This window comes from Legionella feeleii (assembly GCF_001467625.1).
Lineage (GTDB): Bacteria > Pseudomonadota > Gammaproteobacteria > Legionellales > Legionellaceae > Tatlockia > Tatlockia feeleii.
This window is the reverse complement of the sequence record NZ_LNYB01000085.1, coordinates 165805-181195: the sequence shown is the minus strand read 5'-3', so window position 1 is coordinate 181195 and position 15391 is coordinate 165805. Positions and strand designations below refer to the sequence as shown.

The following is a 15391-nucleotide window of genomic DNA, read 5'->3' as shown; positions in this document are numbered from 1 at the left end:
CGCTATATTGATTTTTTAGAATGATTTTTCGGAAAGGAAAAGGTAGAGGCAAGCAAAATAAAGTAAACAAGACCAATTAGTGAGCAATAGAAACCAAAAACATTATTATTGTGAGAGCTGTATAAATAATTGGCTATCTCTATACCAATTGCTTGGACACACATACTAATCATACTCATAAGAGCAGAAGTAGTTCCTTTGCTCACTGGTGTTGAGAAAAGGATGAGGCGATTCATGGGAGCTCCAGCGATACCTAAAGCAAAGAAATAAATAATGAGTCCAGGCATTAACCATACAAAGTAGTTACCGAATAAAAGCGGTAAAATAAAAGTGATTACAAGGCCGAGCCCTAGAATAATTGAGCCAATGAGTAATATTTTCTCTACTGGGTAACGATGGGTTAATTTTTGTAAATACCAGTTACCAATAATAGAAGCACCAAATACAGGTATTTGCCATAGACCATATTGGATAACAGATAATTTTGCATCGGCAATTAAAATAACAGGTGCTAGAGCAATCCAGGCAAGGCAAGGCAGACCCATGAGTCCGAGAGCAATGGAGCCTAGCATAAATGGCGAATTTATCATCAGGTTTTTATAGTTAGCAGCTATTACCCTTGGCGATAATGAAACGCGCTTGATTTTTTCTCCATCTGATTTGGTTTGCCCAACCGGTTCGGGCATGAACCGCCATAATCCCCAAAAGGCTACGAGAGCAAAAATGCTGATAATAATAAAAATAAATCGCCAGCTGAAAAAATGAATAAAGGTTGCGCCTAGAAGTGGACCTAATAAGGGAGCAGTTATGGAGACATTGGCCATAATGGCTATTAGGCGTATAGCATCCATTTCTGCAAAAATTTCTTGTAAAGTGGCATAACCAATAACACCGATAAAACACAACCCCATACCTTGGAAGAAACGGGCAGTAAGAAATTGATCGATAGAGTTTGAACTGGCAATCAATAAGGTACAAATAAAGAAGAAGAGGGCTCCTGCTAGCATCACTGGGCGTCGTCCATAACGATCTGAGATAGGACCCAAGAATAATTGTAAACTGGCGCCACCCAACATATAGGCAGTTAGCGAAGTCGCAACGGCAGACTCTGGACCGTGAAATGATTCAATTACCTTGATCATTCCAGGCATGATCATATCATTCGCAATATAGGTTAAAAATTCATACAGAACTAAAAAAGCGGCAAAAACCAAGGCTTGTTTTCTGGTGATATTAATTAAAGGTTGCGCCATGGTTATCTCTAGAAAATAATAAGGAACCTGAGTTCGTTAGGAATAATAATGCCCTTTTACTGTGTCCAGCTCGTGTTAAGTACTAAGGCTGAAATTTTCATTATACAATGATTAAATAATAAGCATTTAAAATTTTTGTCACTCGCCTCTCATTGGAAGTGAGCAGCTTTTTAAAAGGATGACTCAACGAAGACCATTAATCATAAACCATAACGGAATGATCTTGATTCATTTCTTCCGCAGTTAAAGATTGATGTCCGGATTGTTTAGGAAGCTCATAATTTCGCTGACTACCAACTAAGGAAATTTGTCTTAGATCAAGTTTGGCAATAATAGCCATCATCGTTGTATTATTAATTTTACCCTGTTTTCTTAGCAAACGTAATTCTTGCCGGGCGCCCTCCAAGGCTGCAAGGCGTAACTCTTCTTCAAAAGTTAGGGCCATCACATGCATTATTTTCTCAGTTTCGGTGCCAACATTTGAGGCGATGAATTGATTAAGTTTAGCTGTTAATGAGCCGCCAACCTGCATGCATATGGCAGCATCTTGCTCATTCATATCATTTGTTAAAGTTTGCACTCGATTTTCAATAGCCCGGATACCTGCTTCTGCAGCAGCAAGAATCGCTTCTTTTTCCTCGTCATTGGTAGGATGGGTAATGAGGGCATTTAAGCCTGGCAAGATTAAAGGCAAAATTATCGAGCTGATTAGCAAAGAGCAAAGAACTACGCCAACAACAACTATAATCAATAGATTGCGTGCTGGGAAAGGCATGCCATCAGGCATAAATTCAGGGAGTGATAGTATGGCTGCCAGAGCAATGGCTCCACGTACTCCTCCCAGGGAAATTGCTGCAATTATTCTTAAATTAGGACGGTGCCAGGGTTTATGAAGACGACGTGCAATTAAAGCTTCAAAGGGTAGTGTTAAGTAAATCCACAGGGCACGCAGACTAATCAGCGCCAAAGTAATAAAGACAACAATCATCAGGTATTGCCCTGTAGTGCAGTCTGTATTGGCAAGTAAGTTCAATGAATTCGGTAAATAGATACCTAACAGGATAAAGATAATACCGTTCAACGTAATTTCTAACATACCCCAGACAAAACGTCCTTCAATACGCATGCTTACCATAGTCCGGTCTAAAAATCCGGCTTTATCAATAGTAAATCCGGCTGAAACAGCGGCCAATACCCCTGAGAAACCAAGTTTTTCTGCAGCAAGATAAGCTGCAAAAGGTAATAGTAATAATAAAAGATTTTCAGTTGTGGTTTCATGATCGCTTTTAAGTTTTAAGCGACCGAGTAAAGCAATAAATAGATATGTGAGAATAGCACCTATTCCTAATCCGCCAAGACTAATTAAAAAGAGGCTGGCAGTAGCACTGCCCAGGGAAAAAACACCTGTTAGCATAGCTGCTATGGCAAATTTGAAAGAAACGAGGCCTGAGGCATCATTTAATAGAGCTTCTCCTTGCAAAATATGCATGATTCGTTTAGGCATTTGTACCTTGGCAGTCATTGATTTTAAGGCTACAGCATCTGTAGGTGAGAGTGCCGCAGCTAAGATAAAGGAGGCAGATAAAGGCAAAAAGGGAATCAGCCAGTGCATGAGATAACCAAGTCCTAACACGGTAAAAAATACGAGGCCTATCGATAACATGACAATAGGTCTTGTATTTAATAAAAATTCCCGTTTAGGGAAACGCCAACTATCATTAAAGAGTAAAGGCGGAATAAAAAGAAGCATGAACAATTCGGGATTAAAACCTATATGAAAATCAGGGAAAACAATAGCAACTAAAGCACCCAAGGCAATTTGCACGATAGGTATGGGTAACGAAGGTGTGAATCGGGAAATAACTCCGGAGATCACTAATAGAAACAGGAGAAGAAGACAAACTAAAGCGTTTTCCATGGTTTTTTCATGACTCCAAGAAAATATCGTGATTATTTGAGCGAATTTTAAATGCTCTTTTCGGGGCTCTTTTACTTGAAAAGAAAAGAATTAATACAATTTCCATCTTATTTGGCTGTTAGTAAAACTACAATACTGCCAGGGTAAAAATTTGATGATTTTTTTATATCCGCTTAAGATTGTTATATAGTAATTCGCGCGTTATTCTTAAACCCCTTTTGGAGTTGTATATACTGAGGATTTTCAATGAAGTATAACGGTAGATTCATGCAATTAACTCTTTTGGCAGTTTGTCAGAGCATGTTCCTACTGTCGGGATGCGGGAATGATAAATCAACAAAGGCTGATACATCTCCCGAAGTGGGTATTGTTACTTTAAAAGCGCGTCCGTTAACGCTTACAACAGAATTGCCTGGACGCACCCGCCCTTATCGTGTTGCGGAAGTCAGACCGCAGGTAAGTGGTATTATTTTAAAGCGTCAATTTGTAGAGGGAAGTGATGTCAAGGCAGGCCAATCATTGTACCAAATTGATCCTGCCACTTACCAGGCTGCCTATGATAGCGCTCAAGGTGATCTAGCCAAAGCGGAGGCTAATGTTGAAATTAACAGTTTAACGGTCAAGCGCTATAAACCTTTATTAAGCACTAACTTTGTTAGTCATCAGGATTATGATACGGCTGTGGCGAATTTAAAACAGGCAGAGGCTAGTGTTGTTGCGGCCAAAGCAGCGTTGGAAACCGCACGTATTAATCTCTACTATACCAAAGTATATTCACCAATTAGCGGACGAATTGGTAAATCGAGTGTTACGGAGGGAGCACTGGTCACAGCGAGCCAATCTGAGGCGCTGGCTTCCGTACAACAACTTGATCCAATTTATGTTGACGTTACTCAATCCAGTAAAGATTTTTTACATTTGAAACGGCAATTGGAAAAAGGAATACTAACAAAAGGCGATGATAATGTAGTAGTTGATTTGTTGCTTGAAGATGGCACACTCTATAATGAAAAAGGAACTCTACAATTTTCAGATGTGACTGTCGATGAAACGACAGGCTCTATTACTTTGCGTGCTATATTTCCCAATCCGAAGGAAGTACTTCTACCTGGTATGTTTGTACGTGCACGAATACAGGAAGGGGTTAAAGTAGAGGCAATTTTAGCACCCCAGCAAGGTATTACTCGTAATGCTCAGGGGCAAGCAACCGCTTTGCTGGTTGATGACAAAAATAAAGTGGTTGAGCGTACCTTGATAACGGAGCAGGCCATTGGTGATCAATGGTTAATTCGTAGTGGTTTGAAAGAGGGTGATAAACTGATCGTATCGGGACTACAAAAGGTAAAGCCAGGTATGACTGTAAGAACCGAGGAAGTAGAAGAAACAAAAAATAAGGCTGCCGCCGATAAAGCACCAAACCACAAAGAGAACAATTAAACTATGTCTAATTTTTTTATAGACAGGCCAATTTTTGCTTGGGTACTTGCAATCCTTATTATGTTGGCAGGTGTTTTGGCTATTGCTGAGTTACCAATCGCTCAATATCCTACCGTAGCCCCACCTGCGGTAGCAATTACAGCTATTTATCCTGGTGCTGATGCACAAACAGTACAGGATACCGTGACCCAAATCATCGAACAGAATATGAGTGGTTTGGATAAACTATTGTACATGACCTCACAGAGTGATTCTTCTGGAACAGCGACAATAACATTGACTTTCAATTCCAGTGCCAACCCAGATATCGCTCAGGTGCAGGTACAAAATAAACTTCAGTTGGCTACCCCATTGCTGCCTATAGAGGTTCAACAACAGGGGCTGACTATTGAAAAATCAAGCAGCAGCTTTCTTCTTGTTTTAGGAGCTATTTCCGAAGATGGTAGTATGGATCAATATGATCTGGCTGACTATCTGGCTTCCTATATCAAAGATCCAATTAGTCGCTTAAATGGTGTAGGGGATGTGCAATTATTCGGTGCGCAATATGCAATGCGCATCTGGCTTGATCCAAATAAATTGAATAATTATCAACTGCAACCAAGCGATGTAGTTCAGGCAATCAAAGCACAAAATAATCAAATTGCTGCCGGACAATTAGGCGGACTTCCTGCCGTCCCGGGACAGCAGTTAAACGCGCCAATTATTGCCCAGACACGGTTGAAGACAACGGAAGAGTTTGGAAAAATTTTGCTTAAAGTCAATTCAGACGGTTCTCAAGTCCGTTTACGGGATGTTGCTCGAATTGCTTTGGGTGGTGAGAATTATGCGCTGATAGCACGCTATAACGGTGTTCCGGCTTCCGGTCTGGGTATTAAGCTTGCGGTGGGAGCAAATGCCCTGGATACGGCTACGTCCATTAAAGAAGAACTCCGTAAAATGGAACCTTATTTTCCTGCTGGATTTAAAGTGGTTTATCCCTATGACACCACTCCTTTTATAAAAATCTCTATTCATGAAGTGGTGAAAACCCTGATCGAAGCGATTATTTTGGTTTTTTTAGTTATGTATCTTTTCCTGCAAAATATGCGGGCTACTTTAATTCCTACAATTGCTGTTCCTGTTGTTCTATTAGGGACTTTTGCCGTCCTGTCCGTGTTTGGTTATACCATCAATACGTTGACCATGTTCGGCATGGTATTGGCAATTGGACTACTCGTTGATGATGCAATAGTAGTTGTCGAAAACGTTGAACGGGTGATGATGGAGGAGAATCTGCCTCCCAAAGAAGCCACTCGCCGTTCTATGGGACAAATTCAAGGGGCTTTAGTGGGCATTGCAACGGTGCTATCAGCAGTGTTTGTTCCGATGGCTTTTTTTGGCGGTTCGACGGGTGCTATTTATCGTCAATTCTCGGTGACTATTGTATCAGCAATGGTGCTTTCTGTCTTAGTTGCTCTAATTTTATCACCAGCCCTCTGCGCTACTATCCTAAAGCCGCTATCTACTGCCGAGCATCGTAATAAGAAAGGATGTTTTGGCTGGTTTAATCGTCATTTTGAGCAGGCAACTCAACGCTATCATGATAGCGTTGAGAAACTGCTCAATAAAACAGGCCGCTATTTATTTATCTATTTTTTGATTGTAGTGGGAATGGGCTATTTATTCCTGACATTACCGACAGCTTTTCTTCCTGAGGAAGATCAAGGGATGGTATTAACCATGATACAGTTACCCGCTGGAGCAACGCAGGAACGCACACAAGAAGTTGCAGAGCAGGTTTATCGCTACTATGCCACCAAAGAAAAAAACAATGTGATTTCCACATTTACTGTTGTTGGGTTTGGTTTTAATGGAAATGGACAGAATTCGGGTATTGCATTTACTACTTTAAAAAATTGGAGTGAACGTAAAGGTACTGAGAACAAAGTCCCCGCAATTATAAATCGGGCAAGCGGTGCGTTTGCCAAAATTAAGGATGGTCTGGTTTTTCCTTTTAATTTACCAGCCATTATCGAACTTGGTACAGCAAATGGTTTTGATTTTGAGTTGATTGATAGAGGCGGAATCGGTCATGAAAAACTCACCGAAGCTCGGAATAAACTTTTGGATATGGTTGCTGATCATCCCGATACGTTGGTTCGGGTAAGGGCTAATGGTTTGGAGGATGCGCCAGAATTTAAACTGAACGTGGATCAGGAGAAAGCGGAAACCTTCGGTGCTACAGTCAGTAACATTAATGACACGATTAGCATTGCTTTAGGAAGCAGCTACGTCAATAACTTTATTGATCGGGGCAGAGTAAAAAAAGTATATGTACAAGCGGATGCCCCTTATCGTATGTTGCCAAAAGATATTAACGATTGGTATGTCCGAGGGCAAAAGGGACAAATGGTTCCTTTTTCGGCGTTTAGTACTAGCCACTGGCAATTCGGTTCACCACGTTTGGAACGTTACAACGGTTTACCCTCGATGGAAATTTTAGGCGAATCTGCATCAGGCAAAAGTAGCGGTGATGCGATGAGTTTGATGGAGCATTTGGCGTCAAAATTGCCTGCCGGCGTCGGCTTTGACTGGACTGGGATGTCTTATCAGGAACGTTTATCAGGAAATCAAGCGCCCTTACTTTACGCTATTTCCGTGTTAGTTGTATTTTTATGTTTGGCTGCTTTATATGAAAGTTGGTCTATCCCTTTTTCCGTAATTTTGGTTGTGCCTCTTGGTGTTATTGGGGCTTTATTAGCTGCTAGTTTTCGCAGTCTGAATAATGATATCTATTTCCAAGTGGGGCTTTTAACTACTATTGGATTATCAGCCAAAAACGCAATCCTGATTGTTGAATTTGCAAAAGATCTGATTGAAAAGGAAAACAAGCATTTAATTGAGGCAACGCTGGAAGCAGTACGTAGGCGTTTACGCCCAATATTAATGACATCCCTTGCCTTTATTTTTGGTGTATTGCCCCTTGCTCTCAGTACAGGTGCTGGTTCTGGTGCACAAAATGCTGTCGGGACCGGGGTAGCGGGAGGCATGTTTACGGCAACTGTATTGGCTATTTTCTTTGTTCCAGTATTTTTTGTTGTAGTACGGCGCCATTTTGGTAAGCGCGTTGAATGAAATGCTAGCCAATCTGCTGGTTATCTTTAGAGTAAGGTTTCGCAATCTGGAATAAACTCGGTATAATCTATCTTTTTATAATTTTTAAATAAGCATGAAGCTGTTACGTAGATTAGATGAGGTTTCTGCGGGTACTGTTGCAACCATTGGTAATTTTGATGGGGTACATCGTGGTCATCAGGCATTATTGGCTCAGCTGCATAGGCAAGCTGATAAAATGAAGTTGCCCGTGACTGTGTTTTTGTTTGAGCCTCAACCAGGAGAGTATTTTCACGGGCAGTTGGCACCTGCGCGATTAACCAGTTTGCGAGAAAAATTACAAATACTAAAGCAATGTAAAGTTGACTATGTGTATTGTCTAAAATTTAATAAGCATTTAGCGTTAATGCCTGCTCCGGATTTCGCGCAGCATTATTTTTTTTCTTTGCATCACTTAAAATATTTGTTAATAGGAAGGGATTTTCGTTTTGGCCATGCCCGACAAGGTGATGTGGCATTGCTGGAAGAACTGGGACGGCGAGCTGGTTGTCTTGTACAAACGTTCCCTGATTTTGCTATTGAGGAAGAACGTGTAAGCTCAACGAAGATTAGAAATGCCCTATTGCAAGGGCAGCTTGAGCAAGCCACTGTTTTGTTAGGGAGGACCTTTAGTCTTTGTGGACGAGTGATTAAAGGCGATGGACGAGGTAAACAATGGGGTATACCGACGGCAAACATCGGTATGCATCGTTTAACCTTGCCGTTGAAAGGTGTTTTTTGTGTTCAAGTACGTAAAAGTACAGGCGAGTTATTGAACGGAGTTGCCAATATTGGCAGCAGGCCAACAGTTGATGGCACAAAGAATATTCTTGAGATACATCTCTTCGATTTTAATAAAAGCTTATATGGTGAGATGCTGCAAGTGTTTTTCTTGCACAAATTACGAGATGAAATTAAATTCTCATCCGTGGATGCCTTGATTCAACAAATTCAGGATGATGTAGTTGCGGCTAGGGAACAGTTTAAAGGAGCGCTGGCATTTCGCTAGTTTGAATGATTTGATTTTTGAGCATCGTAATGCGCCAAGAAAGAAAAAACGCTAACAATTCCTTGTGCGAGTCGATGTTGAACTTAACGCGTTAACAGAGTAGACCCAGATGGCTGAATACAAAGATACCTTGAATTTACCGGATACATCTTTCCCAATGAAAGCGAGTCTCGCGCAACGCGAGCCTCAGATGCTGGCTGATTGGGATAACAAAGGTATTTATGAAAAAATTAGACAGGCTCGCGCCGGTTCTAAGCGCTTTATTTTGCATGATGGGCCTCCCTATGCAAATGGACATCTTCATTGCGGTCATGCATTGAACAAAATTTTGAAAGATATAATTACTAAATCCAAATCACTGAGTGGTTTTGACGCCCCTTTTGTTCCGGGATGGGATTGTCATGGTCTGCCTATCGAACTGAATGTGGAAAAGAAAGTTGGGAAAGCCGGCCTTAAGATTAGTGCTGCTGAGTTTCGCAATAAATGTCGTGACTATGCAACAAGCCAAATTGATATTCAACGGGATGAGTTTAAACGTTTGGGTGTGTTTGGGGATTGGCAGCATCCCTACATAACAATGGATTACTCCTACGAAGCAAACATTATTCGTGCTCTCGGTAAGGTTATTGAAAATGGCCATTTACAACAGGGATTCAAGCCGGTGCACTGGTGTATTGATTGCGGTTCAGCATTGGCTGAAGCTGAAGTCGATTACGAAGACAAAACGTCGCCATCCATTGATGTCGCTTTTTTTGCGGTGAATCCGCAAGACATTCTCAGGGCAGTTGCTGGTGAATTGCCAGTGAAGCCAGTCATTGTACCAATCTGGACAACTACGCCCTGGACTTTACCTGCTAACGAGGCTGTTTGTTTGCACCCTGAACTGGATTATGTCCTCGTTGATGCGGATAAACGTTATTTCTTGATTGCTGTAGAGCTGGTTGAATCAGTCATGCAGCGTTATGGAATAGAAAAATACAAGCTCAGCGCTAAGGCCAAAGGACAACGATTCGAAAGAATTGCTTTGCAACACCCCTTTAATGAGCGTCAGGTACCTATTGTGCTTGGTGAACACGTTACTACTGATTCGGGAACAGGTTGTGTGCATACAGCTCCGGCTCATGGACCTGAAGATTATCAGGTGGGTCAAGCTTACGGTCTACCTCTGATTAATCCTGTTTTGGCCAATGGTTGTTATGCAGAGGATGTTCCTTTGTTTGCCGGCCTTTCCGTTTTAAAAGCGAACGACAAGGTGATTGAAGTACTTCAGGAGCGGCAGGTACTTTTGCATAACGAATCAATCCGTCATAGCTATCCTCATTGCTGGCGTCATAAAACACCGATGATTTTTCTTGCGACACCACAATGGTTTATCGCTATGGACAAAAATGGTTTACGTCAGTCAATTAGCAAAGTTATTGATCAAGTCAAGTGGGTGCCCGAATGGGGTAAGGCACGTATTAGTAATATGGTTGAAAGTAGACCTGATTGGTGCATTTCACGCCAGCGCGCCTGGGGTACACCAATGCCTTTATTTGTGCATAAGTCGACCAGAGAGTTGCACCCAAATACGGTAGAACTGTTAGAGCAAGTGGCGCTGAAGGTGGAAAAAAGAGGTATTGATGCCTGGTTTGAGCTTGATATTGCTGAGCTTCTTGGTGCTGATGCAGAACATTATGACAAAATAAGTGATACCCTGGATGTATGGTTTGATTCAGGTGTATCCCATTACAGCGTATTAAAGCAAAATGCAGCACTCGGGTTACCTGCAGATGTCTATTTTGAAGGGTCTGATCAGCACCGCGGCTGGTTTAATTCTTCGTTGACTACTGCGGTGGCTATTTATGGTCATGCGCCTTACAAGACTGTGTTAACTCATGGTTATACAGTTGATGCAGAAGGCAGGAAATTGTCGAAATCCAAGGGGAATTACGTCGCCTTGGATAAACTGATTAATCAGCACGGGGCTGATATTCTGCGTTTATGGGTTTCATCCACTGATTACCGCCATGAAGTCAGTATTTCTGACGAAATTATTAAACGTAACGCTGATGCTTATCGTCGTATTCGTAATACGGCACGCTTCTTATTGGCTAATTTATTTGATTTCCAACCAGAAGAACATTGCTTCGATGCAAGCCAGTTAATTGAATTGGATCGTTGGGCTATTAAACGATGCCAGCAATTGCAAGATGAAATTTTAACTGCTTACGAAAATTATCATTTTCATGTTATCTACCAGAAGATTCATAATTTCTGTGCCGTAGATATGGGTAGTTTTTATTTGGATGTGATTAAAGATCGCCAGTACACAACGGCTAAAAACAGCATTGCCAGACGTTCCTGCCAAACGGCTATGTATCATATTATTCATGCCTTAACGCGTTGGTTGGCGCCTATTTTATCTTTTACAGCAGATGAAATTTGGCAGGCAATTCCCGGGCAAACAAGTGAATCAGTTTTTATTGAGCGATGGTATGATGCATGGCCTGTTATTACAGATGTCGATATGGTTTTCTGGCAACGCGTTCAAAACATACGTGATCAAGTTAATAAGGCATTAGAGGATAAGAGGAAAGAAGGAGTAATCGGTTCTCCCTTGGCAGCAGAAGTACTGATCCTTTGTCCTAAGGAAGAGACTAAGGCGATGCTTGATAGATTAGGAGATGAGCTCCGCTTTGTTTTAATTACTTCGGCTGCCGGTGTGAAGTTGATTGATGACTATAAGAAAGGAGTGGGAGATAGAATGGAAAAAATGACTCCCTATAGTGAGGAATCAGTCGGAATTGTCGTCAAAGCGAGTGAATATGAAAAATGTGAACGCTGCTGGCATCGGCGCGAAGACGTCGGTGAGGATGTAAATCATCCTGGCTTATGTCAACGCTGTGTTGGTAATATTAGTGGTCATGATGAAGAGAGAAACTTTGTATGAAGAAATGGCCCTGGTTTGCACTGAGTCTATTGGTTCTGTTGGTTGATCAAGCTTCCAAATATTGGGCTACCACTTATTTGATTCCCTATCAGCCAGAACAGTTATTCCCTATGGTTAACTTTACTCTGGCTTATAATACTGGTGCTGCTTTTAGCTTCCTTAGTGGAGCAGGCAGCTGGCATCGCTGGTTTTTTGCTGGTTTTAGTGTTGTGATGAGTTTGATCTTGATTGTTTGGCTGATCCGTATACCGGTAAAAGCGAAATTGCAATCGGCCGCTATCAGTTTGATTTTGGGTGGGGCAGTAGGAAATTTATATGATCGAGCTGTTTTAGGCCATGTCACCGATTTTATTGACGTCTATTACAAGAATCATCATTGGCCTGTTTTTAATTTGGCTGATAGCGCCATTTGTATCGGCGCTATTCTACTTCTGATTGATCTATGCAAAAACCCCAGCCGCTAATGCATTTAGTTGTTTGCTTTCTGGATTGAGAATGCTTACTGCTGCAACGGCTGGCAGGCTTAGATAGTGCTCCGCTTCATCCCATTCGATTTCGGCTGGAAATAAACGCAGCATCGGTAAGCACTTATTCAATGAGCCGCAAAAAGCCAGATTTGCAGGGTAGGGTCTTGCTTGATGGTAACCTAAAGCCATAACTTGCATCGCTTCAGAAATTGTTGCGATACCTGGTAAGTAGTTAATTGAATAAATAGCGGCTGTTTGCGCAATGGAAGGTAAAAATCCGGGACTCGAAACAAAATGTACGCCGGCATTATAACAATCTTCCAGCTGTTGCGTGCTGATAATATTACCTGCACCAATACGTAGTCCTGGGAATTCCTGCAAAATTCTTCTTAAGAGATTTTGTTCACTACAATTAATTTCAACAACAGAGAAACCTGCTTGAGAAATTTGCTTTAACCTGTCAAATAATAAGGCATCCACATCAAGGGTTACAATAATTGATTGATTTCCAAATAATTTATCAGTCATCATGGCTATTCGCTAACAGGCTGCAACATCCGTTCATGTTAGAAGAGTTGCAGCTGCTTAGCAAGTCAAAAATCCATTATTTGTATGGATCTTTAAAGGCTGTATGGATCTTTAAAGGGAGTCGGGTGAAATTTGACTGACTCTTTAGAAGACTGGAACTCTTCGCTCTCCTGTTCTCGCGGGCTTGTTACAGAGGTTACAAAAGGTTTATAAGCTGACACAGCCGATATCTCAATTGTTTGCAGGTAGCGTTGCATTTCAATCTGGGCATTAGCGTTAAGTGCTTTTCCAAACCGAGTAATTAAATTTTGTAATTTGCTGTTATCCTTAGGTATGAGATCGCGCAGTTTCTCAACGTCTTCTTTCTTCGGATTATTTTTTAATTTATCCAAAAGGCGTTCAATCTGTAACCAGGTCTCGGAAGGAACTGGCTTGGGTGTTTGACTGAACATTCCTGGACCTGATATGTGAGGCTGAGGACGAGGCTCATGCTGAAGGGCTTTTAGTGCTTCATTAACCTCGGCTTTTCGTTGCTGCATGAATTGAATTTGATCGCGAAGATCGTGAATTTCCTTATGGACTTGTTTGAGCTCTTGCCGCTTTTTCCCCAATTCAATCTTTTCATTATGGTGTAGCAATTTATCTATGGTTGCTAAACTGCGTAATTTGTCATGAGCTTTATCCTTTTCATGCGGCGTCATGTTATCCAAAGATTGATGGCCAGTTAACAGATACGATTTACCATGCTGATCTTTAACCACCCGTTGCCCTGGGGATAAAATATAAGCTGCCTCTTTGTAGGACATGGTTTCTGTACCGTCCTTTTTAACGAGTCTTTTCTCGCCTTTAAGTACGGCAATCATGTCTTTAAGAGTGACCATTTCCGCAACGAGCCCTTGATGCTCTTGTATCATGGCCATTGCTTGCTTTTCTTTTTTAACATCGCCGTCTTGCAGCAATTCATGGATGACTTTTAAGTCAGTACGAATTTGATCGTCCAATTTCGCGGCATTGCTTTCAATAACTTCTATGCGGTCTTCGTCAGAGATAGGTGTAAAGCCTTTGCTTCCACGGTGTAATAAGGCTCGTGCTTTTAATACTGAAAGCAGCGTTTCCAAATCGTGGCTTTCTTTTGAAATGACGCCAGCAATATCCAGATATTTCATTCGATCTTTAGCGACTGGACTTTCACTTCTTTTAAGGAATGAAGCCTGGTCTAATTGTTTCTGTTTAATTTGGTTTTCTATATATTTAATTCTAATATCATAAGCATCAATGACCTTATCATGACTGAGGTCATTGCTCAGTGCCTGTGCGATATGAGTATGGGCTTGTGCCACATGGTGACCCAACGCTTGATATTTTTGTTGAATAGCAGTTATTTGAGAAGTTATTGCAGCCTCTTGTGCTTCTTTGGCTTTCAATTGATCTTCAAGTACTTCAATAACGTTCTGATACGCCGCCAATTGTTGAGATAAAGCGGCTGCGTGGGCAGCAGCCGATGCTTCGCTCGCGCCATATGAGGTGCCGCCCGTGGCATTCTCTTTACTGCGCTCTATCGCTTTCTGGCCTGCTTCAGCATAGGCTCGATTCAATTCCTTCGCTTTCGCGGCTTTATACATCATCATACTTGCCAGGAAATAAGCAAGCTGTCGTTTTCTTAATGCCTCTTTCTCCCGTTGCTCGAAAGCACGCTCAGCTTTAATGGCCTCTTTTTCTGTCCATTTGGCTGCGATCGTTTCTTTTACAGTGTCGCCTGCAGGGGAATTTAAAAATTGAATGACGTCTTTGGCGGACTTAAGACCAAAGCGGCTAAGGAATTTGGCTCCCAGTTCACGATCATTTGACTCTTGGGTGACTGGGCCTGTTTTGTCTTGGCTGGTTTCTGCTCTTAATGCTTTTTCAGTGTTCGCAAACCATCCCTCTACTTCGGACTCAGTTAAAGTCACTTTGCCTTGGTATGTATGGAGGGTTAACGTGTTTTCTTCTGTCACGTCGCTTTTGGGACGTTGTGAAGGCAAACTGCTTTCTTGAGATTGAGCTAGTCTTACCTCATCTTTAGACTGAGAGGTTGCTAATGCACTTTCTTCTTGTTGTTGTCTATGCTCCTGTACCGCTTGTTTAATTTGTGCAGATTTTATTTGCTCAGATTGGGCATTAGTAGAAAGTGATACCAGCTTGGCAGGTTTGATGTGTTGAGACATGCTAACTCACAAAAAGAAGTGATTATTATATAAAGTATACACGAAACTAAATTGGCTACACAATAGTCAAAATGACTTTTGGGCGAACTAAATTATTAAGCTTCCTTAATAATTACTTACCAACAAGCACTTAGAGCTGCATTGCTGCCAGTATCCGGGTGCGTCCCTTTTATACCCAGGTGATTGAGGGTTAACTTCTGGCAAATAATTTTATCAAAAGCCTGGGCTTTTTGAGCGGTCGCTTTTAACTCATAAGTTGTGGCAGTCTGCGATACTATTGACAGAATGTACCAGCCTTCGGGCGACAAATTAGTACTTTGTACATCGGTATTTTTGCCTGTAGCGAGTGTTGCCGATTGGTAGCTATGATGCATGGCATAATATTGCTCCATACGATTTGCCAAATCAATGAGAGCAGTCTTACCATCAATCCGCCTGGCTCGTGTAATATAATCGAGGTAATTGGGATAGGCGAGAGTGATGAGTATTCCTGCAATGACTACTACTA

At 41.6% G+C, this 15391-nt stretch carries 10 protein-coding genes; 5 read left to right on the top strand and 5 right to left on the bottom strand.

The window, feature by feature from the left end:
* Positions 1–2: 2 nt before the first annotated feature.
* Together Lfee_RS13090 and Lfee_RS13085 are read right to left on the bottom strand one after the other, a co-directional pair.
* On the bottom strand, positions 3–1253 hold the full coding sequence (locus tag Lfee_RS13090) for an MFS transporter (RefSeq protein ID WP_058447448.1): 1251 nt from the start codon (positions 1251–1253) through the stop codon (positions 3–5).
* A 196-nt stretch (positions 1254–1449) separates the two neighbouring features.
* On the bottom strand, positions 1450–3171 hold the full coding sequence (locus tag Lfee_RS13085; RefSeq protein WP_064088321.1) for a Na+/H+ antiporter: 1722 nt from the start codon (positions 3169–3171) through the stop codon (positions 1450–1452).
* A 246-nt stretch (positions 3172–3417) separates the two neighbouring features.
* Here Lfee_RS13085 and Lfee_RS13080 point away from each other — a divergent pair, with 246 nt between their 5' ends.
* The 5 genes from Lfee_RS13080 to lspA all read left to right on the top strand — a co-directional run bounded on the left by Lfee_RS13080 (position 3418) and on the right by lspA (position 12148).
* Positions 3418–4608, top strand: coding sequence for an efflux RND transporter periplasmic adaptor subunit (locus tag Lfee_RS13080; protein WP_058447447.1), 1191 nt, complete (start codon positions 3418–3420; stop codon positions 4606–4608).
* Between the two features lie 3 nt (positions 4609–4611).
* Positions 4612–7725 (top strand): efflux RND transporter permease subunit, encoded by a 3114-nt coding sequence (locus Lfee_RS13075; RefSeq protein WP_058447446.1) that lies wholly within the window; start codon positions 4612–4614, stop codon positions 7723–7725.
* Between the two features lie 94 nt (positions 7726–7819).
* On the top strand, positions 7820–8752 hold the full coding sequence (gene ribF / locus Lfee_RS13070; RefSeq protein ID WP_058447445.1) for a bifunctional riboflavin kinase/FAD synthetase: 933 nt from the start codon (positions 7820–7822) through the stop codon (positions 8750–8752).
* Between the two features lie 109 nt (positions 8753–8861).
* Entirely contained in the window at positions 8862–11684 is a 2823-nt protein-coding gene (gene ileS, locus Lfee_RS13065; RefSeq protein WP_058447444.1) for an isoleucine--tRNA ligase, read from the top strand.
* Positions 11681–12148 (top strand): signal peptidase II, encoded by a 468-nt coding sequence (gene lspA, locus Lfee_RS13060; protein ID WP_058447443.1) that lies wholly within the window; start codon positions 11681–11683, stop codon positions 12146–12148. Before ileS ends, lspA begins: the two co-directional genes overlap by 4 nt.
* On the opposite strand, the gene Lfee_RS13055 is transcribed toward lspA, so the two are convergent.
* The 3 genes from Lfee_RS13055 to Lfee_RS13045 all read right to left on the bottom strand — a co-directional run.
* Positions 12125–12682 (bottom strand): multidrug DMT transporter permease, encoded by a 558-nt coding sequence (locus tag Lfee_RS13055; protein ID WP_058447442.1) that lies wholly within the window; start codon positions 12680–12682, stop codon positions 12125–12127. The two genes, lspA and Lfee_RS13055, sit on opposite strands and share 24 nt — an antisense overlap.
* 89 nt (positions 12683–12771) lie before the next feature.
* Positions 12772–14883, bottom strand: coding sequence for a hypothetical protein (locus Lfee_RS13050; RefSeq protein ID WP_058447441.1), 2112 nt, complete (start codon positions 14881–14883; stop codon positions 12772–12774).
* 116 nt (positions 14884–14999) lie between these two features.
* The coding region (locus tag Lfee_RS13045; RefSeq protein ID WP_065238244.1) for a type IV pilin protein at positions 15000–15391 on the bottom strand (392 nt) is incomplete at its 5' end.

Coding starts and splice junctions, on each gene's coding strand:
- Lfee_RS13090 (WP_058447448.1), bottom strand. CDS start 1,253: ATGGCGCAACCTTTAATTAATATCACCAGAAAACAAGCCTTGGTTTTT.
- Lfee_RS13085 (WP_064088321.1), bottom strand. CDS start 3,171: ATGGAAAACGCTTTAGTTTGTCTTCTTCTCCTGTTTCTATTAGTGATC.
- Lfee_RS13080 (WP_058447447.1), top strand. CDS start 3,418: ATGAAGTATAACGGTAGATTCATGCAATTAACTCTTTTGGCAGTTTGT.
- Lfee_RS13075 (WP_058447446.1), top strand. CDS start 4,612: ATGTCTAATTTTTTTATAGACAGGCCAATTTTTGCTTGGGTACTTGCA.
- ribF (WP_058447445.1), top strand. CDS start 7,820: ATGAAGCTGTTACGTAGATTAGATGAGGTTTCTGCGGGTACTGTTGCA.
- ileS (WP_058447444.1), top strand. CDS start 8,862: ATGGCTGAATACAAAGATACCTTGAATTTACCGGATACATCTTTCCCA.
- lspA (WP_058447443.1), top strand. CDS start 11,681: ATGAAGAAATGGCCCTGGTTTGCACTGAGTCTATTGGTTCTGTTGGTT.
- Lfee_RS13055 (WP_058447442.1), bottom strand. CDS start 12,682: ATGATGACTGATAAATTATTTGGAAATCAATCAATTATTGTAACCCTT.
- Lfee_RS13050 (WP_058447441.1), bottom strand. CDS start 14,883: ATGTCTCAACACATCAAACCTGCCAAGCTGGTATCACTTTCTACTAAT.